At 62.6% G+C, this 25378-nt stretch carries 22 protein-coding genes; 4 read left to right on the top strand and 18 right to left on the bottom strand.

From position 1 onward, the window contains the following. The first annotated feature begins 20 nt into the window (after positions 1–20). Positions 21–2066, top strand: a complete 2046-nt coding sequence (locus AEYBE204_RS31860) for a glycoside hydrolase 43 family protein (protein ID WP_023462611.1) — start codon at positions 21–23, stop codon at positions 2064–2066. On the opposite strand, the gene AEYBE204_RS31865 is transcribed toward AEYBE204_RS31860, so the two are convergent. Both AEYBE204_RS31865 and AEYBE204_RS31870 read right to left on the bottom strand, forming a co-directional pair. Continuing rightward, the gene (locus AEYBE204_RS31865) at positions 2067–3041 is read right to left on the bottom strand and encodes a nucleoside hydrolase (protein WP_023462612.1); all 975 of its coding nucleotides are present in this window, start codon (positions 3039–3041) and stop codon (positions 2067–2069) included. It abuts the gene before it with no gap. Then, the gene (locus AEYBE204_RS31870; protein WP_023462613.1) at positions 3038–4003 is read right to left on the bottom strand and encodes a DUF2608 domain-containing protein; all 966 of its coding nucleotides are present in this window, start codon (positions 4001–4003) and stop codon (positions 3038–3040) included. Before AEYBE204_RS31870 ends, AEYBE204_RS31865 begins: the two co-directional genes overlap by 4 nt. 239 nt (positions 4004–4242) lie before the next feature. Between AEYBE204_RS31870 and rbsK the strand changes: the two genes are divergently transcribed. Continuing rightward, a complete protein-coding gene (gene rbsK, locus AEYBE204_RS31875) occupies positions 4243–5160 on the top strand; it encodes a ribokinase (protein WP_023462614.1) in 918 nt (305 codons plus the stop codon). Between the two features lie 50 nt (positions 5161–5210). Here the strand turns inward: rbsK and guaD are convergent, their stop codons facing one another. From guaD to AEYBE204_RS40355, 14 genes are all read right to left on the bottom strand, one after another. Next, positions 5211–6557 (bottom strand): guanine deaminase, encoded by a 1347-nt coding sequence (guaD, locus tag AEYBE204_RS31880; RefSeq protein ID WP_023462615.1) that lies wholly within the window; start codon positions 6555–6557, stop codon positions 5211–5213. Between the two features lie 120 nt (positions 6558–6677). Beyond that, positions 6678–7703, bottom strand: a complete 1026-nt coding sequence (locus AEYBE204_RS31885; RefSeq protein ID WP_023462616.1) for an adenosine deaminase — start codon at positions 7701–7703, stop codon at positions 6678–6680. Beyond that, positions 7678–8631 (bottom strand): xanthine dehydrogenase accessory protein XdhC, encoded by a 954-nt coding sequence (gene xdhC / locus AEYBE204_RS31890; RefSeq protein WP_023462617.1) that lies wholly within the window; start codon positions 8629–8631, stop codon positions 7678–7680. The genes AEYBE204_RS31885 and xdhC overlap by 26 nt, the downstream gene beginning before the upstream one ends. Next, on the bottom strand, positions 8628–10907 hold the full coding sequence (gene xdhB / locus AEYBE204_RS31895; protein WP_023462618.1) for a xanthine dehydrogenase molybdopterin binding subunit: 2280 nt from the start codon (positions 10905–10907) through the stop codon (positions 8628–8630). Before xdhB ends, xdhC begins: the two co-directional genes overlap by 4 nt. Beyond that, the gene (gene xdhA, locus AEYBE204_RS31900; protein ID WP_023462619.1) at positions 10900–12333 is read right to left on the bottom strand and encodes a xanthine dehydrogenase small subunit; all 1434 of its coding nucleotides are present in this window, start codon (positions 12331–12333) and stop codon (positions 10900–10902) included. The genes xdhB and xdhA overlap by 8 nt, the downstream gene beginning before the upstream one ends. A 142-nt stretch (positions 12334–12475) precedes the next feature. Continuing rightward, positions 12476–12805 (bottom strand): hydroxyisourate hydrolase, encoded by a 330-nt coding sequence (gene uraH, locus AEYBE204_RS31905; protein ID WP_023462620.1) that lies wholly within the window; start codon positions 12803–12805, stop codon positions 12476–12478. After that, positions 12802–14799 carry a 2-oxo-4-hydroxy-4-carboxy-5-ureidoimidazoline decarboxylase gene (gene uraD, locus AEYBE204_RS0120390; protein ID WP_023462621.1) on the bottom strand — a complete coding sequence of 666 codons (1998 nt, stop codon included), beginning with the start codon at positions 14797–14799 and terminating at the stop codon, positions 12802–12804. Before uraD ends, uraH begins: the two co-directional genes overlap by 4 nt. Then, the gene (hpxZ, locus tag AEYBE204_RS31910) at positions 14796–15176 is read right to left on the bottom strand and encodes an oxalurate catabolism protein HpxZ (RefSeq protein WP_023462622.1); all 381 of its coding nucleotides are present in this window, start codon (positions 15174–15176) and stop codon (positions 14796–14798) included. The genes uraD and hpxZ overlap by 4 nt, the downstream gene beginning before the upstream one ends. Beyond that, a complete protein-coding gene (puuE, locus tag AEYBE204_RS31915; RefSeq protein ID WP_031230784.1) occupies positions 15166–16062 on the bottom strand; it encodes an allantoinase PuuE in 897 nt (298 codons plus the stop codon). The genes hpxZ and puuE overlap by 11 nt, the downstream gene beginning before the upstream one ends. A gap of 181 nt (positions 16063–16243) precedes the next feature. After that, on the bottom strand, positions 16244–17476 hold the full coding sequence (locus AEYBE204_RS31920; protein ID WP_023462624.1) for an alanine--glyoxylate aminotransferase family protein: 1233 nt from the start codon (positions 17474–17476) through the stop codon (positions 16244–16246). Further along, the gene (locus AEYBE204_RS0120395) at positions 17469–18824 is read right to left on the bottom strand and encodes an allantoate amidohydrolase (protein WP_031230786.1); all 1356 of its coding nucleotides are present in this window, start codon (positions 18822–18824) and stop codon (positions 17469–17471) included. Before AEYBE204_RS0120395 ends, AEYBE204_RS31920 begins: the two co-directional genes overlap by 8 nt. Next, positions 18818–20392 (bottom strand): gamma-glutamyltransferase family protein, encoded by a 1575-nt coding sequence (locus AEYBE204_RS31925; protein ID WP_023462626.1) that lies wholly within the window; start codon positions 20390–20392, stop codon positions 18818–18820. Before AEYBE204_RS31925 ends, AEYBE204_RS0120395 begins: the two co-directional genes overlap by 7 nt. Continuing rightward, positions 20389–21708, bottom strand: a complete 1320-nt coding sequence (locus AEYBE204_RS31930) for an AtzE family amidohydrolase (RefSeq protein WP_023462627.1) — start codon at positions 21706–21708, stop codon at positions 20389–20391. The genes AEYBE204_RS31925 and AEYBE204_RS31930 overlap by 4 nt, the downstream gene beginning before the upstream one ends. Continuing rightward, positions 21705–21866, bottom strand: coding sequence for a hypothetical protein (locus AEYBE204_RS40355; protein WP_023462628.1), 162 nt, complete (start codon positions 21864–21866; stop codon positions 21705–21707). The genes AEYBE204_RS31930 and AEYBE204_RS40355 overlap by 4 nt, the downstream gene beginning before the upstream one ends. Positions 21867–22073: 207 nt before the next feature. Between AEYBE204_RS40355 and AEYBE204_RS31935 the strand changes: the two genes are divergently transcribed. Further along, positions 22074–22271: a hypothetical protein gene (locus AEYBE204_RS31935; RefSeq protein WP_023462629.1), complete on the top strand. Its 198-nt coding sequence runs from the start codon at positions 22074–22076 to the stop codon at positions 22269–22271. On the opposite strand, the gene AEYBE204_RS31940 is transcribed toward AEYBE204_RS31935, so the two are convergent. Then, positions 22264–23175: an AraC family transcriptional regulator gene (locus tag AEYBE204_RS31940; protein WP_023462630.1), complete on the bottom strand. Its 912-nt coding sequence runs from the start codon at positions 23173–23175 to the stop codon at positions 22264–22266. The two genes, AEYBE204_RS31935 and AEYBE204_RS31940, sit on opposite strands and share 8 nt — an antisense overlap. A 192-nt stretch (positions 23176–23367) precedes the next feature. Between AEYBE204_RS31940 and AEYBE204_RS31945 the strand changes: the two genes are divergently transcribed. Then, complete coding sequence (locus AEYBE204_RS31945; RefSeq protein ID WP_023462631.1) at positions 23368–24102, top strand: SDR family oxidoreductase; 735 nt, start codon at positions 23368–23370, stop codon at positions 24100–24102. Between the two features lie 215 nt (positions 24103–24317). Here the strand turns inward: AEYBE204_RS31945 and AEYBE204_RS31950 are convergent, their stop codons facing one another. Next, positions 24318–25217 (bottom strand): LysR family transcriptional regulator, encoded by a 900-nt coding sequence (locus AEYBE204_RS31950; protein WP_023462632.1) that lies wholly within the window; start codon positions 25215–25217, stop codon positions 24318–24320. Positions 25218–25378: the final 161 nt, after the last annotated feature.

A 25378-nucleotide genomic window follows, 5' to 3' on the forward strand; every position in this document is an offset into this window, starting at 1 on the left:
CCAAAAACGGGAGCGGACAGATGCGGGTTTGGATAATCGCGGCGGCCTTGATGGTGCTGGGTGGCGTGACGGTCGCGGCGCAGGAGGCCCGCAACGCGCCTCTGGCCTCGGCAACCTGGACCGCCGATAATGGCAATGGCACCTTCACCAATCCTTTGTTCTATGACGAGTTTTCCGATCCCGACCTGATACGTGTTGGTGACGACTACTACCTGACCGGCACCACCATGCATTCGATGCCGGGCCTGCCGATCCTGCACTCCAAAGACCTGATCAACTGGACCTTCCTCACCTATGCGTCGGACAAGCTCGATCTGGGGCCGCGTTTTCGACTGGAGGATGGCAAGGACATCTATGGTCAGGGTATCTGGGCGCCCAGCTTCCGCTATCACAACGGCACCTTTTATATCTTCAGCAATGTGAACGGTCAGAAGACGCAGGTTTTCCGCGCTACCGACCCAAAAGGGCCATGGACGCGCACCGAGATGAAGCGCTCTTTCCACGACCTGTCGGTGTTGTTCGACGACGATGGCAAGGTCTATGCGATCTGGGGCTATAAGGGCATCAAGATGGTGCAGCTCAACGACGACCTGACCGACGCCGTGCCGGGGACCGAGCGCGAAATCATCCCGGCCTCGGCCGATCCGAAGGGCGGCATGGGCGAAGGCGTTCATTTCTACAAACTGGACGGCAAATACTATATCACCTCGGCGTGGTTTGCGGGACGGATGCGGATGCCCGCCGCGCGCGCCGACACTGTCTGGGGGCCTTACGAGGTCAATCCGGCGATCAGCACCGACGAGGATTTCGGTCTCGCCGAGGGCTATCGGCTTGAGGGGAAGACCGCGCCGTTCAAGGTCATCCCGCCCAATCCGGCACCTAATGGTCGCCTGTCCCTGCATCAGGGCGGCGTCGTTCAGACCCAGACCGGCGAATGGTGGGGTTTTTCGATGATGGACTATAATTCGGTCGGTCGTCTGCTCAGCCTCGCGCCGGTGACGTGGAAGGACGGCTGGCCCTATTTCGGCCTGCCCGGCAATCTGACGCGTAACCCGCGGACCTGGGTCAAGCCTGATACGGGCCACATTTCGGTGCCGCACGCCCCCTATGAACGCAGCGACGATTTTGCGGGTAAGACGCTGAAACCCGTCTGGCAATGGAGCCACGTCCCGGTCGACGGCAAGTGGTCGCTGAGCGAGCGCCCGGGCTTCCTGCGATTGCACGCCCTGCCCGCCAAAACGGTGTGGGAGGCGCGCAACAGCCTGACCCAGCGTTCAATCGGGCCGCAGTCGCGCCCGACCGTGGCGCTCGATGCGGCGGGGATGACAACCGGCGACGTGGCGGGTCTGGCCCTGTTCAGCCAGCCCTATGCGTGGATCGGCGTCGAAAAGACCGCGACCGGCCTCGATATCGTGCAGTTCGATCAGCAGACCGGCGAAAGCGCCCGTGTCAAAACCGGCGCGACGAAGCTGTGGCTGCGCGCCGACGCCGATTTCATGATCGAAAAAGCCCGGTTTAGCTACTCGGTGGACGGCAAGACGTTCAAGGCTCTGGGTCGTGACTTCACGATGGTGTTTCAACTGCGCACCTTTCAGGGCGTGCGCTATACCTTGTTCAATTACAATAATTTAGGTTCTGAAGGGGGCGTCGCCGATTTCGACTCGGTCGAGATTTTCGAGCCGCATCCCAAGGGCCTGATGCGACCGATTCCCTACGGCAAAAGCGTGGCCCTGACGGCGTTTGGGCGGACAACCGATCTGGCCACGGCGTTGAAAGCAAAACCGTTTACGGTCGTCGACACCAAGCTGGGCCGCGTGGCGCTGAAATCCGGCGACCGCTATCTAAGCGTCGATGCAACCGGCGCGGTCAGCCTTCTCGCGGTCAAACCCGGCCCGGCGCAAAGCTTCCAGTGGATTGAGGCGCCGACCGGTGAGCTGGTCTTGATGTCGCTGGCGACCAATCGCTTCTTGCGCCTCGATCCGCAGACCGGCACGGTTGCTGCCGACAGCCCCGGCCCGCAGTCGGACGGCAAGGACGGGGTGCGGTTTGTGTGGAAAATAAAGTAGTTAGCTGGCCTTCTTCATCTGCGCTTTTTGCGAAATGATGCGGGCATAGGTATCCAGAACCCCCTCGGCATCGACCTCGATGCAGATGGTCTGGCTCGGCAGATCGTCCCACGGACCCGGTGGGAACAATAGCCCGTCCTGTTTGAGGATGGTCTGCCCCAAGGCAATTCCTTCCGTCACCGCGCGGATCGTGCCCTTGGCATAGCCGAACAACTGCGGCTCGAACACGGCGATGGCGGCGGCCACGTCATGCAGGGCGCATCCGGCAAAGCCGTCGCGTTCGCGGTAGAGCTTTTCATAGCCGCGCGAAATGTCGAACAGAAACTTCCCCGTATCGCCGCCGGTCTCACCGAGGATCTCAGCCGCCGCTGTCGAAAAGATGCACTGCGTCGTCACGTCGAGCCCGATGGCGCGCACCGGCCACGGGGCGGTGAAGACACGGTCGGCGGCGTGCGGATCGTTGATGATATTGGCTTCGGCGACCGGCGAGACATTGCCGCGTCGCGGCCCCCAGCCGAACGCGCCGCCCATAATGACGACCTCCTTGACCAGCCCCGTAATCGCCGGATCAAGCTCCAGCGCCAGCGCCAGATTGGTCAGCGGCCCGACCGCCAGAAGCGTCACCTCGCCCGGATATTCGCGGATCAGTTCAACGATGCGCACGGGCGCGGGTGTCGTTTCCGGCTCGGCTTCGAAGCCTTGCAAGGCTCCGATATCGCCCAGACCGTCATAGCCATGCACGTGCGGTGCCGGCGTCGGCGCGGGCAGGTGCAGCGGCGTATGCGCCCCCTTATAGACCGGCACGTCGATACCGAAACGCTGCGTCAGATAAAGGGCGTTGCGCGTAGTGATATCCACCCCGCCATTGCCGAAGACCGTGGTGATGGCCAGCAGTTCGGCCTGAGGATGGGCCCCCAGAAAGGCCATGGCCATGGCATCGTCGATGCCCGGATCGGTGTCGAAAATGATCTTCATTGCACCGGCTCCAGAGGCGTTTGCGCGATGGGCGGCGCGCTGCACAGGTCCGACACGACCGCCAGACACATGATCTTAAGCGTCGTTTCGGCTATGGCGTCGGCGGCGCGCATACGTTCCGGTGTCGCATGAATCGCGGCGACCTTCGGCCAGATGCGCTCGTACCGGTAGGTATAGACCGGAATCTTCATGTCCTTCGAGGCGCGGACGACGTTTTCGACATTGCGCTTGCTGTCGTCGACAAAGATGATCAGGTCGAAGGTCTGGCCCAGCGATCCGGCCAGAAGGCGCAGCATAATGCCCTTGTCCTGACCCGTCGTCATCATAATGCCGTCGGACACGGTAATGTCCTTATAGGGCGTGTTGAGCAACGTCACATTGAGTTTTTGTCCTGCCGCGCGGATCTCAGAATCGCGCAGACGGCCGCTCTTGGTACACAAGGGCTTGATGCACTCCGGCGCTTTCGACAGGTCGATTTTATTGAGTTCCAGCACGCGCTCCGTCGCCCCGCGCAAAGCCGGATTGCGGGCGGTCAGGGCGAAAACCGGCACGCCCTCGCCTTGCAATTTCGCGATCAGCGCCGGACCGTCGGGTTGCGTCGGCATCATATTGGTCACCTGATACCAGACGGCCTGTTCGAAGAAGATCGGCTCGAAATTCGGCGTCTGGCCTTCGGGCGTTTTGGCGCGCACCTCATTCATGCGTTCGGCCAGCCAGCCTTCGGAACCCAGATCCTGCGGCATGGTCATGATCGTGTCGTCGATATCGACAACGACCAGCACACGTTTCCGGTTGGCGTGTTCGCTCAGGGCCTTCTCAACCGGCACATTGAGGTCGGTCACCGAATAGAAGCCCTCGGGGCTCAGTTCGGGATGAGCGGTTTGCGCCATAACGGGCGCGGCCAGCAGGGCGAGGCCGAAAATAAGGCTTCCCACAAGCCCTTTAGTGCGATGAACGCGCATGTTTGTTCCTTCAGTATTCAATTTCACAGGAAACCAGACCCGGCGGCGACGCGCAAGCCTCTCCTTAGGTAAGCCACCGCTTTTCAAGGGGAAAAGGCGTGGAACCCATTTCTTTCCCGTGAGCTTTGAGGTTACAGTCGGATGAACCTGTCGCCTGAGCCGCGCCCCCTTTGTGTGGTCTCTGGTAACGGTTTCGCCAAAACCCGTTATTCCGTTTTTATTCTCAAGGCCTTACCCTGATGTCGTCCATCGTCGTCCTCGGCTCCATCAATGTTGATTTCTTCATCCGCGTAGACGCGCTGCCGAAGCCGAACGAGACGATCATGGGCCACGACACCGCCGTCGCCATGGGTGGTAAGGGCCTCAATCAGGCCGTCGCCGCCGCGCGCTCCGGTGTCGAGGCGCGGATGATCGGTGCGGTCGGCAGCGATAATTTCGGCGTTATGGCCCGCGACTTTCTCAAAGCGCGCGGCGTCAATGACGATCATGTCGTGGCACTCGACGGCGTCGGCACCGGCATGGCCAATATCCTCGTCGCGCCTGACGGTCAGAACATGATCGTCGTCTCGTCCGCCGCCAATGCGCGCCTGACGCCAGATCATGCCGAACAAAACCAATCGCTTATCGAAAACGCGGGTGCCTTGGTCGTGCAACTGGAAACCCCGCTTGAGACGCTGAAAGCCGCGCTGGAAATCGCCATGGCAGCGGGCGTCAAGACCATCCTCAATCCGGCCCCGGTCGATCAGGGTGTTTTCGATCTCCTGCCACTGTGCGAGGTGGTGACACCGAACGAGACCGAACTGGCCAAGCTGACCGGTATCGACGGTCAGGACGACGCGGCGCTGATTACCGCCATGCAGACCTTGCGTGCACATGGCGCGGAAACCGTCATCGTAACCCTGGGCGACAAGGGTTGTGCGGGCCTGATCGACGGTGAACTGATCCGTTTGCCCGCCTTCAAGGTGGAGGCGGTGGACGCGGTCGGCGCGGGCGATGTGTTCAACGGCGCTTTGGCGGCGCGACTGGTGCTGGGCGACGATTACGTCCGCGCCATGCGCTATGCCTCGGCGGCTTCGGCGATCTCGGTCACGCGTTATTCGGCCGATGCGGCGCCCACGATGGCCGAGGTCGAGGCGTTTCTGGCGGAAAGACCATAGCCTCACCCCTTCATTCCTCCCCGGCATAGCCAGGGAGGCATAGTGAGCCGCTATCCCACCACACACGCCGCCGCGACCCAGACCTTCGCGATATTGGCCTTCGACGCCGTATAGACGATCTTTTGCAGCACCTCTTCGTCGCTATCGAGGTCGTCCATGAGCCGGATCGTGCCGGATTTCGCCTGCGGATCGATCAGTTGCGCGTCGAAATAACGGCCCTTCTCGAACGTCCCGACCGGCAAATCCAGCGCCTCGGCGCCGCCCTTGGTGGCGATGTGGAACGCCGTGCGCCAGTCGATCTGACTGCCGCGCAGGCCGCGATTATCCCAGTGCAGCCGCGCATCGACGCCGTCGTGCAAGGCGCGCGACGAGGCTACGGCCCAGCGCATATTATCGAAGATCGAGGCCGACGGTCCGCCGGAAATATCGGTCCCCAAGCCTACGCGCAGGCCCTTTTCCAGCGCCCGTTTCAGCGGGAACACCGCATTGGAAAAATAGTAGTTCGACAGCGGACAGTGCGCGATCCCCGCCCCGCGCGCGGAAATCTTGTCCATATTGGCTTCGGAAATGAAATTGGCGTGTGCCAGCACCGTGTGTCGCGTCAGGAGCCCGAAGCGGTCGAGGCTGTCGGTGTCCTCCATCCCGTGCCGCTCCAGCACGTAATTGTGCTCCCAGTCGCTTTCGGAACAATGGGTCTGGATGTGGCAGCCACAGCGTTTGGCCAGATCGCCCAGCCCTTCCAGCGCCGCGTCGGTGCAAGACGCGATGAAGCGTGGCGTGACGACCGGCTTGATGCGTTCGGTTTTCAGGCTACGCACATAGTCGATGAAATCCGCCGTCCCACGCAGCGCCGAATCGGTCGATTCGACGTAAAAGTTCGGACATTCCTGCGGGTTATCCATCGCCACCTTGCCAATCAGGGCGCGCTGGCCCTTTTCAAGACAGATGTCGGCCAGAAGCCGCGTCGCATCCTGATGCTGGGTGGCGAAATAAAGCGCCGTCGTCGTCCCGTTCGACAACAGGTCGTCGACCAGCCCTTCATAGGACCGACGCGCGAAACCGAGGTCCGAATAACGCGCCTCCAGCGGGAAGGTATGTTTTTGCAGCCAGACCTCCAGCGGCACGTCGAGCGCCTTGCCCAGTTGCGGCCATTGCGGCGCGTGGATATGCAGGTCGCAGAACCCCGGCAGGCCGTAAGTGCCATCGGGTAGAATCTCCAGCCGCCCCGCCGAGCGGTCTTCGAATACCGCTTCGGCATAGCCGGGCGTGTCCGGATGCACGATATCCGCAATCCGGCCCTCATCGTCGCAGCGGATCAGGACATCGCGGAGAACCTCGATCTGGCCGCAGACAGGGGCGTGGAAAAAGGTGCCTTTGAAAGAACAGGTTATGGTCATTTATCACAGCCTCCCCCCTGATTTCAGGGGGGATACCGCCGGGACGGCGGAGGGGGTTAAAAGTGGGTTTAACCCCACCCGGCCCTGCGGGCCACCCTCCCCTGAAATCAGGGGAGGTACTTAGTTTTGCGCTACGTAAGCGTCGATCTCATCGAGGTGTTTATATACCGCTTCATCGCTGAGGAACGAGCCCAGAAACGAGTTGCGCGCCAGCGTAATCAGATCGTCGCGGTCGACCAGTCCGCTGGCCGCTACAGCGCGGTAATTGTCGTTCACATACCCGCCGAAATAGGCCGGGTCGTCGGAATTGAGCGTCGCGCGCAAACCCTTGTCGAGCATGGTCCGGATCGGGTGAGCCCCCATATCCTCAACCACGCAGAGCTTCAGATTCGACAGCGGACACACGGTCAGGGTCATGCCCATCCGCGCCAGACGCGAGGTCAGGTGCGCATTTTCCAGCGACCGGTTGCCATGGTCGATGCGATCGACTTTCAGCACATCGAGCGCTTCATAGACATAGTCCGGTGGACCTTCCTCACCGGCATGGGCGACCTTCTTCAGACCCAGCGCGGCAGCGGCTTCGAACACGCGGGCGAATTTCGACGGCGGATGTCCGACCTCGGACGAATCGAGCCCCACCCCGGTCAGGCGATCTAGGAACGGCTCGGCGGCTTTCAATGTGGCAAATGCCGCGTCCTCATCCAGATGGCGCAGGAAACATAGGATCAGACTCGATGTCAGGCCATATTCGGCTTCGGCGGCCTTCATGCCGGAGGTCAGGCCGTCCATGACGACCTGCATCGGGATACCGCGATCCGTATGGGTTTGCGGATCGAAGAAAATCTCGGCATGACGCACGCTGTCGGCATGGGCGCGGTCGAAATAGGCCTTGGCAAGGTCGTGAAAATCATGTTCGGTTTGCAGGACATTGGCGCCCTGATAATAGATGTCGAGGAAGTCCTGAAGGTTGGAAAATTCGTAGGCCGCGCGGACCTCTTCGACCGATTTGAACGGCAGGTCGATGGTGTTGCGCTGGCCCAGAGCGAACATCAGTTCGGGCTCCAGAGACCCTTCGATATGCAGATGCAGTTCGGCCTTGGGCAGGCCGGCGATGAAGGCATCAAGCGAGATGAGCGGCTTGTTCATTATGAAGTCCCTCGGATAAACTTTTATTCTGACTGATGATTTGCAGCAATTGTGCGGCGACGGCGACCGCGATGACCTCCGGCGCCTTGCCGGTAATGCCGGGCAGGCCGATGGGGCAGACGATCCGCGCGATCTGGTCTTCGGTGAACCCATCTTTGCGCAGACGCGAGAAAAACCGCGCGCGTTTGGTTGCTGAACCGATCAGACCGATAAATCGGGCCTCGGAGGCCAAAGCGGCTTTGGTCAATTCGTAATCGAGCGCGTGGTCATGGGTCAGGATCAGGGTCAGGCCCCGGCCCTTCTCCGCCACGGCGCACAGGGCTTGCGCATCGCCGACAATGGCCGCGTCGGGCACATCGGTGCGGTCGTCGTACCAGTCGAGACGAAACGGCAGGCCCTGTAAAACCCGCGCGATGGCAATACCGACATGCCCCGCACCGAACATCAGGACCGGCGTCAAAGGCTCGCCGATCCGCTCGATCAGAGTGTCACCGGCAACGGGGATTACGCCGCGCGCGGCGACATTGGCCGTCTCAGAGGTCAGGCAACGGCTTATGCCATCGACGCGCAAATCGCTGCGCAGAGTAAAGACGTCGAGGTCTCGGATGGCCGCCAGCCACGCCGTATCTGCCGGATCGAGCCGTTCGATCATCACCCGCACCCGACCCCCGCAGCATTGGCCCAGCAAAATCCCTAACGGATAGTCCTGAATCCGCCAGGTGCCGGGCGCGTGTTTCAGCGCCTGACGCGCCTGATCGATGCACTGGAATTCCAGATTACCGCCGCCGATCGTGCCGAAAATCTCATCTGACGTGACCAGCATCCGCGTCCCGGCCTCACGCGGCGTCGAGCCGTCGACGGCCAGCAGCGAGATCAGCGCGACCGATTTTTTATCCATCCATTCAATAGCTTTACCGGCCCAGTTCATGCGCGGCCATCCTTCAGCGCGCGCAATATGCGTTCCGGCGTCGCGGGGGCATCGAGCGTCAGGGTGCGGCTGCCTGTCGCCGCCGCCACCGCGAACGACAGGGCCGAAAAGACGCTGTTGGCCAGCATGAAGGGTGGCTCGCCGACAGCCTTGGAACGATGGATCGTCGGCTCACGGTTTTCACCCGCGCGCCACAGTTCGACATTGAGGATTTTAGGCCGATCCGACGCGCACGGTATCTTATAGGTCGACGGGGCGTGGGTCAGAAGCCGCCCCTTGTCGTTATAGACCAGCTCTTCGAAGGTCAGCCAGCCCATCCCCTGAACGAAGGCGCCCTCCACCTGCCCCAGATCGATGGACGGATTGATCGAGCGCCCGACATCGTGGAGCAGATCGGCACGCAAGACCCTGTATTCGCCCGTGAATGTGTCGATTTCGACCTCCGACACCGAGGCCCCGTAGGCAAAATAGAGGAAGGGCCTCCCGGTATGCGTCTTGCGGTCGTAATGGATCTTCGGCGTCGCGTAGTAGCCGGTCGAGGACATCGAAATGCGGTTGAAATGCGCCAACCGGCAGACCTCGGCAAAGCCCAGAACCTCGTCGCCCGCCCGCACCACGCCGCCTTCGAAGGTTACGTTTTCGGCCTCGCCGCCATTGCGTCCGGCCATAAATCCAGCCAGCCGTTCGCGGATCGTCATGGCCGCATTATAGGCTGCCCAGCCGTTGAGATCGGTCCCCGACGACGCCGCCGTGGCGGAGGTGTTGGGCACCTTGTCCGTGCGCGTCGCCGTGATGCGAATTTTATCCAAACCGAGCCCAAACACGTCGGCGACGATCTGCGCCACCTTGATGTTGAGACCCTGCCCCATCTCGGTGCCGCCGTGGTTCAGCGACACGGAACCGTCGACGTAGCAATGGACCAGCGCCCCGGCCTGATTGAGGTGCGAGGTGGTGAAGGAGATGCCGAACTTGACCGGCGTGACGGCGATACCGCGCTTCAGATAGGGGTGGGTATTGTTAAACTTTTCAATGGCTTGTCGGCGGTTATTATAGTCCGACGCAGCCACGACGTCCGCCACAATGCGGTCGGCGACAAAGTCGGTAACCGGCATCTGGTACGGCGTCACGTCACGGCCCGCACCATAGAAATTAGCCTGCCGCACACTCAGCGGATCGCGCCCCAGATGCACGGCGATGGCGTCCATGACGCGCTCGATGGCCAGCATCCCCTGCGGGCCCCCGAAGCCGCGAAAGGCAGTGTTGGACACGGTGTGGGTCTTGAAACGGTGCGAGATCAGCTCGACGTTTTCGAGGAAATAGCAGTTGTCGGCATGGAACAGCGCCCGGTCGTTGATCGCCGGGGACAGGTCGGTCGAGCAGCCACAGCGCGAGGCCAGTTCCAGCCTCAACGACGTGATCCGCCCGTTATCATCGAAAGCTACGTCGTAATCGGCGGTGAAATCGTGGCGCTTGCCGGTGATTTCCATGTCCTCGTCACGGTCGGCGCGGTATTTCGCGGGTTTGCCGGTTTTCGCCGCCACCAGCGCTGCGGCTGCCGCGAACAGCGAGGCCTGAGTCTCCTTGCCGCCGAAGCCGCCGCCCATGCGCCGCACCTCAACCGTCACGTCGGCGGAATTGACGTGCAGCAAATGCGCCACCAGATGCTGAACTTCGGAAGGGTGCTGTGTCGAACAAAGCAGGTGCATCCCGCCCTGCTCCATCGGCGTGGCGATGGTGATCTGGCCTTCGAGATAGAAGTGATCCTGCCCGCCGATTTCCAGCGAGCCCGTCACACGATTCGGCGCGGCGTCGAAATCGACCGCGCCGCGTTTCATGACCTGCGTCGCCTCAATCAGACTGTTGGCCCCACGGGCCTCAGCGATGGTCAGGATCGGCGTCAGAATGTCGTATTCGATGCGTCCCAGTTTGGCGGCCACCCGCGCGGCCTTAGCCGATTTCGCCGCGACGAGGAAGATCGGCTGGCCCATGAAGATGACGTCGTCGCTCGTCATCAACTTGTCGTCCTTGGCCACCGGCGCGACATTGTTGTCGCCGGGGATGTCGGCAGCGGTGAAGACCGCGACGACATCGGGCGCCGAACGGACGGCGTCGAGGTCGATGGAGATGATCTTGGCATGGGCGTGGGTGCTGCGCCCGAACGCCAGATGCAGCATCCCGGCGGGTTCGGCGACATCATCCGTATAGAGCGCCGTGCCCGACACGTGCAGCGGCGCGCTGTCGTGTGTGATCGAGGCGTGGACTTTTGCGTCAGCCATGCGCCACCGCTTGCGTCATGCCGCGCTCGCCATGATACTCGAACCACAGCCGTTTCAAGAGGTTGCCGGAAACTTCCAACCTATATTCCGAAGAGCCGCGCACGTCGGTCAGGGGCGTAAAGTCCTGCCGCAGGGCTTCGGCGGCAACGGCCAGGACCTCCGGCGTGAACGGCTTACCGGTCAAGGCATTTTCGGTGGCATGCGCGCGTTTGGGCGTTCCGGCCATGCCGCCGAAGGCCAGTCGCGCAAAGGTCACGATACCGCCCGCGATGCGCAGATGAAACGCCGCGCACACCGCCGAAATATCAGAATCGAAGCGCTTGGACAGCTTCACCACGCGGACAAAATCGGTGGCATCGAGCGCGGGGACGAAGACGCTTTCGACAAACTCGCCCGGTTGCAAATCCTGCTTTCCGTAGGTCAAGAAATAGTCCTCCAGCGGGATCGTCCGTCGCGTTTCGCCGTGGCGGAGCGTCAGTTCGGTCCCCAGCGCGATCAGGGCGGGCGGCGTGTCACCGATCGGCGAGCCATTGGCGATATTGCCGCCGATAGTCCCGGCATTGCGCACCTGAACCGCACCGATCCGGCGGACCAGTTCGCCTAAATCCGGATGCAGCCGCGCCAGAGCGGTTTGCGCCTCGGCATAACGGACGCCCGCGCCGATGGTCAGGCCTTGCGGGGTCTCGTCGATATCGGTCATCAGCCCACCGACATAGATGATAGTGTCCAGCACGCGGTGCTGTTTGGTGACCCACAAACCGACATCAGTCGCCCCGGCGACGATGCGCGCGTCGGGCATTTCCAGCCGCAAGGCCGCCAGATCGTCGACGCTGCGCGGCGTGAACCAGCGCCGCGTCAGGCCCGAAAGCATGTCTTCATGGCTGAGGATCAGCATATCGTCGCGACGAATTTTCTTAAGCGTATCAAACACATGCGCATCATCGAATGCCGCCGCTGGATTTTGCTCTGCAGCTTCAAGTATCGGCCCGTAACCCGTGCAGCGGCACAGGTTCCCGGCCAGCACATCCGCCGAATCAACATTGACCGTTCCGCATGCGCCCATGGTCCGCCCGACCAGCGACATGACGATTCCCGGCGTACAAAACCCGCACTGCGATCCGTGCAGATCGACCATGGCCGACTGTACCGGGTGCTGCCCTTTCAGGCTTTCGACCGTCATCAGCGCCTTGCCGTCGAGCATCGGCATAAACAGGATGCAGGCATTCAGCGCGCGCCAATCGAGACGCTCGCCACTCAATTCACCGACCAGCACCGTACAGGCACCACAGTCGCCTTCGGCACAACCTTCCTTGGTCCCGGTGCGCTGCGCGCGATAGCGCAACCAGTCGAGCAGCGTCATCGTCGGGTCGATATCGCTCAGGGTGACGACCTCACCATCGAGATAGAAACGGAGTTTATGCGGCATGAACAACCTCCCCCTCGCCCCTACGGGGAGAGGGTGGCGCAAAGCGCCGGGTGAGGGGGAAAGCAACAAACTCGGTGTTTAGCCCCCTCACCCTAGCCCTCTCCCCGCAGGGGCGAGGGGATAGAATACCTATTCCCATCCTTCAACTCCCCCGATAGGTCGAATAGCCGTAAGGGCTGACCAACAGCGGCACGTGATAATGCCCCGCGCCGCTCATGCCGAAATCGATGCCGACGCGGTCGAGAAACGGCGGATCGGGCAGGTCTGCGCCCTTGCTGCGGAAATAGTCGGCGACATCGAACTCCAGCCGATACACCCCGGCTTCCAACTCAAGCTCACGCAAGCCGTTGCAACGCCCGTCGTCATTGGTCCGCCCGGCGAACAGCACCTCGCGCCCACGCAGCAGGTGCAGGCCCATGTCCGCTGCCGGGACGCCGTTGGCCGTATCGAGAACGTGGGTGGACAGGCTCATTTCGGGCTCCATTCGCCGGTAAATTCCGGCTCGTCATAACTAAAATAGGCGCTCAAACGGGTGTCGCGGTCATCGAGAAACAGCTGATCGGCCACCGCTCCGCACAGCTTAGGCAGAGCATATTTGAGCCCCGACAGGGCCGAGGCCGACAGACCGAAATTGATCAGGGCCGAATAGTTGAAGGCGAACAGGCCGTGCAATTTCGCCTGCGCGGCCGCATCGCGCCCCTTGAACGCAAAGCCTGCGCCCAGATAGGGGTGGGCGTCAAGCAGTGCGCTCTTCACATCCTCCGGCGCGGCATAGACGTCGCCCCAGCGCGCAATACCGGGTTCAAGGTCGGCCAGTTCCGGACGCAGAGCCGGATCGGTCACCAGACCCGTCGAGATGATCAGAAAATCGAAGACGTGCTCGCCCTGCGGCGTCGTCACCACGGCCTTACCGTTGCGCTCGATGACCGCCTGCCACGGCGCACCAGTGTGCAGATGGAAGCCGCTGTGCGCTGCGGCGCGGGCGAAGGTATCGTTTGTAGGCGGTTGATTGAATTTGAAAAAGTGCGAAATGGCCGCGTACTTGTCGGCGTCCGACAAAGCCGCAAAGCGCGGGATCAGGCCTGCGGCTTCCATATGGCGGATCGGGTTGATGCGCGGCAGGACTGAACGTCGAACAAAGACATGCGCCTCGCCCACACCGGCGTCGAGAATATGGTGCGCGTTGTCAAACGCAGACGCCCCACCGCCGAGAATACCGATGCGCTTGCCTTTCAGCGCTTCAACATCGATGGCTTCGGACGTATGGGCATAAAGATGACGCGGCAGGGCCTTGATCATGTCCGGCGTATGCCATTCGCCACCGCCCTGAATGCCGGTCGCCAGAATGACCTTGCGCGCGAGATAGGTGCCGCCGCTAGTATGCAGACGAAACTGACCGTTCAGCGGCTCGACGCGCGTCAATCGCACGTCGTTCACCACGGGCAAACCCAGCACCTGACGGAACCAGCGCAGATAGGCCATCCAGTCGCCGCGCGGAATCTTGTCGACCTTCGCCCAGCCGTCCGGCCCGTGCTGGGCTTCCCAGAAGGCGCGGAAGGTCAGCGACGGCACACCCTGATCGATCGAGGTGATCGTCTTCGGCGTCCGCAGCGTCACCATGCGGGCATAGGTTTCCCACGGTCCTTCGAAGCCTTCGGGGCATTCGTCGAGGATCAGAATATTGCTGATCCGCTCGCGCTTCAGACCAAACGCCGCGCCAAGCCCCGACTGCCCGCCGCCGACGATGATCACGTCATAGACATGACCTTCGGGTGAGGTTTGCGGCGTCGTCCAGTCGCTGCCGGGATAGTTCAGGCAGTCGAGATCGTGACGGACGCGGGCATTGTGGTCATTAAGTCCCCTCTCCCCTGCGGGGAGAGGGTTAGGGTGAGGGGGCGACTCCGAGCCTGTGGTTTTCCCCCTCACCCGTTCCTTCGGACCCCCCTCTCCCCGTGGGGGAGAGGGGATGTTCACCACGTCTTTCAGCCGCAACCAGACGATCTTGCCGACTTCCGACAGGGCCGTCGCAAATTCGGTTTCCGCGTCGTTGCCGAGCCGCGTTTGCATCGCCTCTAGGATACCCGCCTTGCCGCCGGCCAACCGCACGGCGATGATGAACGGAAAGCCGAAACGCTTTTCATAGGCCGTGTTCAGCTCGTGAAAGCGCGCAAATTCCGCCTCGGTCAGCGCGTTGAGACCCACCGAGGCCTGTTCGGACGCCGACTCTTTCGTCAATCCCGCCTTGACCTGCGCCTTGTCGGCCAGCTTGGGGTGCGCGCGCAATAACGCCAGTTGCGCTTCGGGGCCGGAATGCGCCACGACCTTCATGAACCCGGCGTGCAGGGCCTCCAGATCGGCAAAAGGCCGCATCGTCTCAGTCTGCGCGACGATCCACGGATTGTGTTCGAACAACAGGCCGAAACGTTCGATAAAGGCTTTACGAGTCAGGGTGTTAATGTCGCTCATGAGGTTGCCCCTTCGAGCGAGACGTGGGCCGAGACGACCTTCCAGCCGTCAGGGAATTTCACCCACGATTGCGACTGACGGCCCCTTCGGTCGGACCCTTCGCGGAAAAATTCGGCATTGGCGGTGGCAAACGTCTCGCCGTAGACCGTAATTTCGACGCGGCCCAGTTTACGCTGCGGCGAACCGCCCCGGCCTTTGCGGAAGTCGCGGATTGCCTCGATGCCGTACAGCACTTCGCCGACGCCGTAACGCACCGTTTCCGGCGCGGCCCGAAACAGCACATCCATCGCGGGGATGTCGTCGGCCATCAGCGCCGCTTCGTAGGCGTAGAAGGCGGCGGTCACCTCTTTCAGCAAAACCGGATCATTAATCTGCATGAGGATGCACCTTGAGCCAGTGGTTGGCGATGTCGATGCGGCGCGCCACCCAGGCGTCGTCATGACTCAGCACATGATCGAGAAAGCGCGCCACGGCAGCCGCCCGCGCGGGCTTACCAGCGACGCGTCCATGCAGCCCGATCGACATCATGCGCCCGCCCTCGGCATACAACTGATCGAAGGTGTCGCGCAGATAGCGGAAAAACGGCTCGCCATCCTCGAAGCCGTTCAACGCCACGAACTTCATATCGTTGGCATCGAGCGTATAGGGCACGATCAGCTGCGGCTTACCGTAGCGCGTGTCGTAATAGGGCAGATCGTCGGCGTAAGAGTCCGCGTCGTAGGTGAAGCCGCCCTCCTCGACTACCAGCCGCGCCGTGTTGGGTGAGGTCCGGCCCTGATACCAGCCGAGCGGCCGCGATCCGGTCAGGCTCGTGTGGATATCGATGGCCTTGGCGATATGTTCGCGCTCGATGCTTTCATCGATATACTGATAATCGATCCACTTATAGCCGTGCGTGGCGATCTCCCAGTCGGCTTTCAGCATGGCCTCGACCGCATCCGGATGGCGTTCCATCGCCGTCGCCACGCCATAGACCGTGACAGGTGCGCCGCGTTCGGTGAACAGGCGATGCAGTCGCCAGAACCCGGCGCGCGAGCCGTATTCATACAGGCTTTCCATGGCCATCGACCGCGTGCCGATATGGCTTTGTGCGCCGACCATTTCCGACAGGAAGGCCTCCGAGCCCTTGTCGCCGTGGAGGACGTTGTTCTCGCCGCCTTCTTCGTAGTTGATGACGAACTGCACGGCGATGCGCGCACCGTTCGGCCAGTGGGCGTCCGGCGGGGTTTGGCCGTAGCCGATCATGTCGCGAGGGTAAGTCATGCCGTACGCTCTTTATCCCCTCTCCTCCGTGGGGAGAGGGTTAGGGTGAGGGGGAAATTGGTAGAAGTGGAGTCTTGAAGAGTCCCCTCATCCGGCGCTTTGCGCCACCCATCGCTGGCAAAAGCTGTACTTTCGCGGGCGCTACACCCCGCAGGGGCGAAGGGAATAAGCTGTACGTCCCTCATCCCCGGCCCTCTTCATAAAACCTAAGCGCCGCATCGACCCCCGAAGCCTTCACGACAAACCCTTCGGCGCGCAGGCACGCCTCCAAAGCCCCCAGCGTAATCAACACCTTATGCTTCATGGCGTTGTAGCCCATGGCGCCGATGCGCCAGATCTTCCCTTGCAAAGGCCCAAAGGCCGTACCGATCTCGATCTCGAAATCCTCACGCATCCGGCGGCGCACGGCGGCGTCATCTATGCCCTGAGGAATATGGATGCCGGTGACATTGGTCATGCGGTAGCGGTCGTCGCCATAGACCGTGAGCCCCATCGCCCGCGCGCCGGCGGCCATCGCCGCCCCGGCCTTCGCGTGACGCTCGAACCGCGCCTCAAGCCCTTCGGCCAGCACCAGCCGCGCGCATTCCCGCGCGCCGTATAGCATGGTCGTCGCTTCGGTATGGTGGTTGAGCCGCTTGTCCGACCAGTAGTCCATGATCATGGCCAGGTCGAAATAGTTCGAGCCGATCCGCGCGCGGTCGCCGTCTTCGGCATCGGTCGTGCGGATGCCCTTTTCGGTGTGACGGCGCGAGAAGATGAACTCCGCGGCGCGATCGGAAATCGTGATCGGCGCCGAGCCCGACGGTCCGCCCATGCACTTTTGCAAGCCGCCCGTGACGATATCGGCACCCCATTTATCCGTTTCGACCGCCATGCCACCCAGAGTCGCCGTGGCATCGACATAGGACAAGGCCCCGATTTCGCGGCACAATTCGCCTAATCCTTCCAGCGGCTGCGCCATGGTCGTCGAGGTATCGCCATGGACGCAGGCAATCACATGCGGGCGGTAATCGAGCGCCGCTTCGCGGATGCGCGCCATCGGCACGACCTCGCCCCACGGCGCGTCGACCGTCGAATAGGCCGCCCCCAGACGCTCGGCGATCTCGGTCAGCAGCAGCCCGAAGCGCCCCGACCGTACGATCAGCACCTTCGATCCCGGCTCGATCAGCGACACCAGCGACGCCTCGATCCCCGCGCGAGCCGTGCCGTCGATCAGGAAGGTCCAGCGGTTCTGCGTCTGGAACACGCCGCGATAGAGCGCCATCACCTCGTTCATATAGGCGGTCATTTCCGGGTCGAACTGCCCCAGCAGGTCCGCCGACATGGCCCGTAGCACGCGCGGGTGGGCATTGACCGGCCCTGGTCCCATTAAAAGCCGCTGCGGCGGATTGATCTCGCCAAAAAAGTCACTCATCGGTCGTTCCAAGGTCCTGTACAAAGGCCAGCATGGCCCGGAAAGCGAGATCGACGTCGGCGGGATCGACGGCCTCCAGCGGATTGTGGCTGATACCGTCCTTACAACGGATGAACAGCATGGCGGTCGGCGTGATCCCGGCAAAGGCCATGGCGTCGTGCCCCGCGCCGGAGACGATGGGCCGCGCCGCTTGGCCGGTTACGTCCGCGACGGCGCGCGACAATTTCTCCATCATTGATTTATCACACGGCGCGGCGGGCAGGTCGTGGATCAGACGCGTTGAGGCGGGCGTTCCGCGTTTGGCGGCAATCTGCTGAATCTGTTGTAAAATCGCGTCTGCCGCCTGATCGCGCGGGGCTTCGGTTCCGGCGCGGACGTCGATGGTGAAGACGACCTCGCCCGGCACGACATTCGGCGCATTGGGGCCGACGGTCATCCGCCCGACGGTCGCCACAAGGTCTTCCGGTCCGGCCTGCGCCACGGCCTCGATACCCAGCACCATTTCCGCTCCGGCGGTCAGAGCATCCTTGCGCAGGGCCATGGAATTGGTCCCGGCATGACCGGCGACGCCCGTGACGGTGACTTCAAACCGCTTCTGACAGGCGATAGACGTCACGACCCCCAGCGCCAGTCCTTCGGCTTCCAGCACTGGCCCCTGCTCGATATGGGCCTCCAGATAGCCGATCAGTTCCGACGAATCGCGCCGAGCGGTAAGTAAGGTTTCGCGGTTGAGGCCGAACGATTCCAAAGCCGCCGCCAGCGTCACGCCGTCGCGGTCGGCAACATCCAGCGCACTGTAGTCGATCTGCCCGCACACGGCGCGCGAACAGAGCATCGAGGCCGGAAAGCGCGAGCCTTCTTCATCCCCGAAGGCGTAGATTTCGATGGCGAACGGCAGACGAATATTATGCGCGTTCAGCGCCGCCACGACCTCGATGCCGAGCATGACGCCCAGCGGCCCGTCATAGGCCCCGCCATCGCGCACGGAGTCGATGTGCGACGCGATGATGAGACTCTTCATATCCCCCCAGTTTACTGGGGGGACCCCGGCGAAGCCGGAGGGGGGGCTAACGCAAGAGTCGGCCCCCACCACCCCGCTCGCCATGCGAGCGCGGTCCCCCTCCCCAGCAAGCTGGGGAGGTATAAAACTTTCGTACCGCCCCACCACATTCCCGGCGGGATCGAGGCGCACGGCCATCCCGGCCTCTGCCATCCACGCCGTCAGTTGCGCAATCGTCGCGTCATGCGCGGCGCTGAGATAAGGCCGAAACAGCATATCCGCCGCCTCGGAATAGGGCGGGCGTTTCAACGCATCGCAACGCTCGACCGCACGCGAACCGCCTACCATGCCGCCACGCTCCCGTCGGAGCGCGGGTCGGACGCGCCTTCGATACGCCCGTTCGCATGACGCACCAGAGCGCCCGCATGACCCATGACCGAGGTAAAATGCGGCACCATTTCAACCTGATGCCCGGCACTTTTCAACTGCGCGATCAGGGCCGGATCGAAACGCTCCTCCAGCTTAAGCGTCACGCTCTCCTCGCCCCAGGTCTTTCCGAGCAGCCAGCGCGGCATGATCACCGAAATCTGCAACGGCACGCCGGCGGCATAGCGCGAAAACACGGCGGCTTGCGTCTGGGGCTGGCCTTCGCCGCCCATCGTGCCGTAGCTCATCACCCGTCCGTCGTCGAACACGGCCAGCGCCGGATTGAGCGTATGGAACGGCTTGCGACCCGGTTTCAGCGCATTCCACCCCGTCTCCGTCAGACGGAAAGATGCGCCGCGATTCTGCCAGACGATCCCCGTCTGCGGCAGGACGATGCCTGACCCGAACTCGAAATAGGTCGATTGAATGGCGCTGACGGCGCGGCCTTCGCGGTCGATGACGCCGAACCAGACGGTATCGCCTTCCTGAGGCACGTGCGGCCACGGCAGAGCGTGTTCGCGGTCTATTCTGGCCGCCAGAGCATCGAGCGCCGCCGAATCCGACAGCAGACCCTGCGCGTCGAAATCCATATAGGCCGGGTCGCCGATATGCCGGTCGCGCAGCAAAAAGGCCTGTTTGGTGGCTTCGATGAGGCCGTGAACGTGGGCGAAGTGCTCGGTGCCGACAACCTTCAAGCGGTCGTACAGGGCGAGGATCAGCAAGGATGCAAAGCCCTGCGTCGGCGGAGTCATATTGTACAGGTCCGCGCCGCCGATCCGCGTTGTTAGCGGCACGGGTGTCGTCGCGGCGTGCGCTTTCAGATCCTCAGCCGACACCGGCGATCCGGCAGCCTTGAGATCGGTGGCGATCTCCTTCGCCACATGCCCATCATAGAAGTCGCGCAAACCGTAATGGGCCAGCTTTTTCAGCGTCCGCGCCAAGGCGGGCTGTTTCAGCACCTGCCCTTCGCGCAAGGGTGCGCCGTCGGGCCGGAACGCCGCGCCATAGCCGTACTGATCGCGCAGTTCGGCGTCCTTGGCGGCGGCGATTTCCGCCCCGCCCTTGGTGATCACCACGCCGGTTTCGGCGTAGTCGATGGCGCGCTCCAGCAGCTTTTCCAGCGGCAGCGGGTTGTGGACCGTCGCCAGCAAGGCTTCCCAGCCGGAGATGGTCCCGGCCACTGTGTTGGCCGCCAGCGGCCCGCGCCATGGCACGGTTGTGTGGCCCTTATAGAGGTCGAGCGTCGCCGCCTGTGCCGCCGCCCCGCAGGCGCTGACACCGTGGACCCTGCCGTCCGGCTCGCGCACGATCCAGAAGCTGTCGCCGCCGATCGAGTTCATATGCGGATAGACGACGGCCAAAGCCGCCGCCACCGCAATCGCCGCTTCGGCCGCGGTGCCCCCGCGCTTGAGGATATCCAGCCCGGCCTGCGACGCCAGATGATGCGGCGAGGTGACCATGCCGTTCAGAGACGATGGCGTGTGAATCATGCGGTGCCCCCCGGCTGTGTAAAGCCCAATACGCCTTCGTCTTCCAGTCGGTGCATCAGGGCAAACAGCGCGCCTTCCGCGCCCGGTTTGGCGATGAATTGCAGTCCGATCGGCAGGCGCGACGTCTTCACCGGTGCCGACACGACCGCCGCGCCGGTCGGCGAAATCGCCTGCGCATAGATACCGAGATTGGCGCGTGCCGAGGCGGGTTTGCCGTCGATAAGGATCGTCGCCTGATCGATGCGCGGCGCACTGACCGGGGTCGCGGGCGCGACCAATATATCAAACCGATCAAACAGTTTGGCGAATATTTTGCGGTAGATATCGCGATAGTGCAGCGCCTTGGCCAGTATCCCCGACGGCAACATGGCCCCAGCGATCAACCGGTCGCGCACGGCCGGATCATAGTCCATCGCCCGCCCCCGCAAGGTGTTCAGATGCAAAGCCCCGCCCATGGCCGCCGTTATCAAAAACCCCGCCGAACGTCCACCCTCGGCTTCGGGCAATTCGGCCACCCCATCCGACCCCAGATGCGTCATGACGGTGTCTACGGCGCGCACCGCTTCTGGTGCGGCGTTGCGCTCGAAAAACCCGTCCAACCGCGCCACGCGCAAACCGTCAGCCTCACCGCTCAAAGTCGTGCCGGACAGAACCTCGTACAACACTTTCAGATCGCGGCTGGTGCGGGCAAACGGCCCGACCGCATCGAGCAGTTCCACAAATGGAAACACCCCGTCGAGCGGGATGGCTTCGTCGGCGGGCCGCATCCCCCACACGCCGCAGAGCGACGCCGGAACGCGCACGGAGCCATTGGTGTCCGAGCCCAGCGACAGGGGCACGAACCCCGCGGCGACGCTGGCCGCCGATCCGCCGGACGAGCCGCCGGCCAGCCGTTCCGGATCGTGTGGATTTCTGGTCGTGCCGAAATGGGCGTTGACGGTGGCGAACCCATAGGCGAATTCGTCCATGTTCAGGGTGCCGATCAGGATCGCGCCCGCCGCCTTCATCCGGCGCACCGCCTCGGCGTCTTGTACCGCTGCCGGGGCGCCGATCCGCAATCGCGCGCCTGCCGTGGTCACCTGCCCTGCCACGTCGAACAGATCCTTGACCGCGAACGGCACCCCGGCCAAAGGCCCGGTGATGCGGCCTTCGTCCACCGCCTGCGCGTCGTCAAGCGGGCTATCGAACATTCGCGTAAAGGCATTGAACGGATCGGTACGCGCGGCCTCGAGCGCCTGCGCGACCACAGCGCGCGCGGTGACTTCACCGCGGCGGATGCGGTCGGCCAGGTCCAGCGCTGAGGTGTATTCGCTCATTCGCCCTCGGCTTTGGAGAGATAGCCTTCAAGCACGGTCGCGTGCTTTTCCAGCAAGGTCAGATTTTCAACGACACCGGCTTCGCATTCGAGCGGCAGATCGAGATGCAGGTAAGCCGCCGCGCCCTTACGTAAGGCCGAATATGCGGTGTCGTCCATGCTCATCCCTCTGCGTCCGCCCGTGCGCCAAATGCTTACGGGGGTAACCATTAGGGACAGATTGCGCGGCACTGGCAAGCGGCATTTTCATTTTTGCCCCGCCTTGCGACACCGCACCTGTTCTTTACAGATAACAAGTCTGAAATCCGCTGAAACCTTGCGCGGTTTCCGCAAGGGTAAAACCTTATCTGCTCAGGGAGACCCTCCATGGCGATGTTTCAGACCGAACACGATATTCCGCCGCGCGATACCGGCAGCCAGACCTTGCTGGTGCTCGTCGCCCTGGCCGTCATCATCGTGGTCAGCGTCGCCGTCGCCCTTCTGATCCCCGATCCGCGCACCGAGCCGAGACCCGTCGATGTACTGGCGCAACAAAGCTCGCAGACATCACCTTCCTCTAACTGACCGCTTCGGTTACCGCGAAGCGCTCGCGGTTCTGCGCCCATAGCCCCGCATCCCGGATCGGGGGCGCGCCGAACAGACGTTTGTATTCACGCGAAAATTGCGACGGGCTGTCGTAACCGACGCTGTGACCGGCATTGGCGGCGTCCAGGCCGTGGACCAGAATAAGCTGCCGGGCCTCCTGAAGCCTGAGCTGTTTGTGATATTGCAACGGGCTCATCAGGGTCACGGCCTTGAAATGCGCATGCAGCGACGAGGCCGACATAGACGCCGCTTCGGTCAGGGCCGACATGCGAAACGGCCGGCTGTAATTGTCCTTCAGCCAGCGGATCGCCCGATTCACCCGCGTCAGTCGCCCGTCCGAAGCCGCGATCTGGCGCAGGCGGCGGCCCTGTTCGCCCTGAAGCAACAGATAGAGGATTTCGCGCTCGACCAGCGGCGCCAGCATGGCCAGGTCGCGCGGACGATCAAGCAAGCCCGCCAGTCGCAAACAGGCATCGGCCAGACGCTCATCCACCTCGTCGACACGCAGACTGGCCTCCAGCATTTCGCCCGACGACGGGGCGTTGAGGCCTAGAATCAGATCGCCCAGCAAGGCCGCGTCCAGCGTCAGCATCAGACACAGATAGGGTTTTTCGGGTGAGGCCACCGTCACCTGACCCGTGGCGGGAACATCGACCGATACAGTGAGATACTGCCCGCCTTTGTACGCATAGAGATGGTTGCCCACCATGACTTCCTTGGCGCCCTGCACCATGACGCAGGCCGCCGCGACATAGTGGGTCGGCATGGGTTCGGTGGGCTGATCGCTGCGGATCAGATATAGGCGCGGATAGGCTGTTTCAAACGTCCCGCTGCCGGGGGTATGGGCCATGAGGATGTCGCTCAGGCGGTTCAAACTATCCATGAGATTTGGCCATGTATGCGGTTCCTTATACGCGATCCGCTTATGCCTCACGCGACGGACTGGCGAAAGCGCATCTCAGCACAATTTGGAGGATCGTGCAATCATGGCGGCGCATCGCTCTACCGCCTCGGACCTGGAATAGGCGAGGATGAGGGCACGGCGGATCGACCGCCTGTTGAAAGGAAATCCTCCATGTCTAATCTGTCGTCAAAAGTCATCCTGATCACCGGCGCGTCGAGCGGTATCGGCGAAGCGACCGCCCGTTTGCTGGCTTCAGACGGTGCCAAACTGCTCATCGGCGCGCGCCGTACCGACCGTCTGGAAGCGCTGGTCGCCGAGATCACCGCCGAGGGCGGCACGGCGCAGTTCGCCGCACTTGATGTCACCGACCCCGACAGCGCCAAAGACTTTGCCGACAAAGCCATCGAAGCTTACGGCCGCATCGACGTCATGATCAACAATGCCGGCGTCATGCCGCTGTCGCCGCTCAACGCCCTGAAAATGGACGAGTGGAACCGCATGATCGACGTCAATGTGAAGGGCGTCCTGCACGGTATCGCCGCCACCTTACCGCATTTCGAAGCGCAAGGGTCGGGCCATATGATCAATATCGCCTCGATCGCGGCGCACGGTGTGTGGCCGACCTGCGCGGTCTATAGCGCGACCAAATATGCGGTGTGGGCCATTTCCGAAGGCCTGCGTCAGGAAAGCCAGACCGTGCGCGTCACGACCATCTGCCCCGGCGTCACCGAGTCGGAACTGGGCGATCACACGACGCACGAAGCCACGCAGTCCTTCCTCAGCGACCTGCGCGCCGAAGCTATCCCCGCCGCGGCTATCGCGGAAGCCATCCGCTACGCCCTACTGCAACCGGCAACCGTCGATGTGAACGAGATCATCGTCCGCCCGATCAAGGCGACGATTTAAGTCACTTTCATACCTCCCCACTACGTGGGGAGGGGGACCGTTCGCGAAGCGAATGGTGGTGGGGGCCTTACGATGTTTCAACGAACATCGTCTTAAGTAAACGAGAGCCCCCACCATCACATCCGCATCGGCGGTCCGATCACTCACTGCGTTCGTTCGTGCGGTCCCCGGCACCGGCCGACCGGCTCCTCGGCACGCCGGGGAGGTATAAGTGATTACAGCACTTCGTTCGCAAACTTCAGCGCCAGAAAATCAACCAGCGCCCTGACCCGCGCCGTCTTGGCCCGCCCCGGCGGCATGACGGCGCACAGGGGCGAGGTCGTGTTGTGCGCGGTCAGGACCGGAACGACCGCGCCCGAGGCCACCGCCGAGCTGGTGATAAAGGCCGGCAACCGTGCCACGCCCAACCCCGCCACCGCCGCCCGCAGCAGCATTTCGCCGCTGTCGGTGCGCAGCCTTACGGGTAGGCGGATCGTGCGCACCTCGCCGTCGATGACGAACTTCCACACATCGCCCGGCGCAACATTGGTATAGAGCAGGCAGTCGTGATCGATCAGATCGTCGGGCGCGTTGGGCGTGCCTTTGCGGCTCAGATAGTCGGGGCTGGCCACCGTCAAGGCGTTAATATGGCCGATGCGCCGCGCCACGAGGCTGGAATCGGTCAGGTCCCCTATGCGCACCACCAGATCGTAGCCGCCGCCGAGGATATCCACGCGGCGGTCGTCGAAGCTGATATCGAGTTCCACACGCGGATTACGCAGGGCAAATTCCGTCAGTACCTCCGCCAGATGCGAGACGCCGAAACTCAAGGGCGCGGAGAGGCGGATGGGCCCGGCGACCTCCGACATCGCCGAGGTGACGGCTTCCTGCGCGGCCTCAAGCTGCGCCATCGCCTCGCGCGATTTTTCGTAATAGAGCGCCCCGATTTCGGTGGTCGTCGTGCCGCGCGCGGTGCGGGTCAGCAGTCGTGCTTTCAGGCCGTCTTCCAGATGCGCGACCCGGCGCGAGACGATGGACTTGGCGACCCCCAGCCGGTCGGCAGCGCGGGCGAACGATCCCGTTTCCACAACAAGGAAAAAGGCCTGAAGGTCGTCGAGGTCTACGGTCGAGGTCATGGGAATATCCTAAACTCCTTCCCCGTTTACGGGGAAGGTGGCTGCGAGTTTACGAGCAGACGGAAGGGGGAAGACCGTAGAATCCACAAACGCTTTCAAACCAGGTTGAAACACCGCCTCCCCCTTCCGTCTTTGCCGCTTCGCGTCAAATCCACCTTCCC

This window comes from Asticcacaulis sp. YBE204, from assembly GCF_000495855.1.
Lineage (GTDB): Bacteria > Pseudomonadota > Alphaproteobacteria > Caulobacterales > Caulobacteraceae > Asticcacaulis.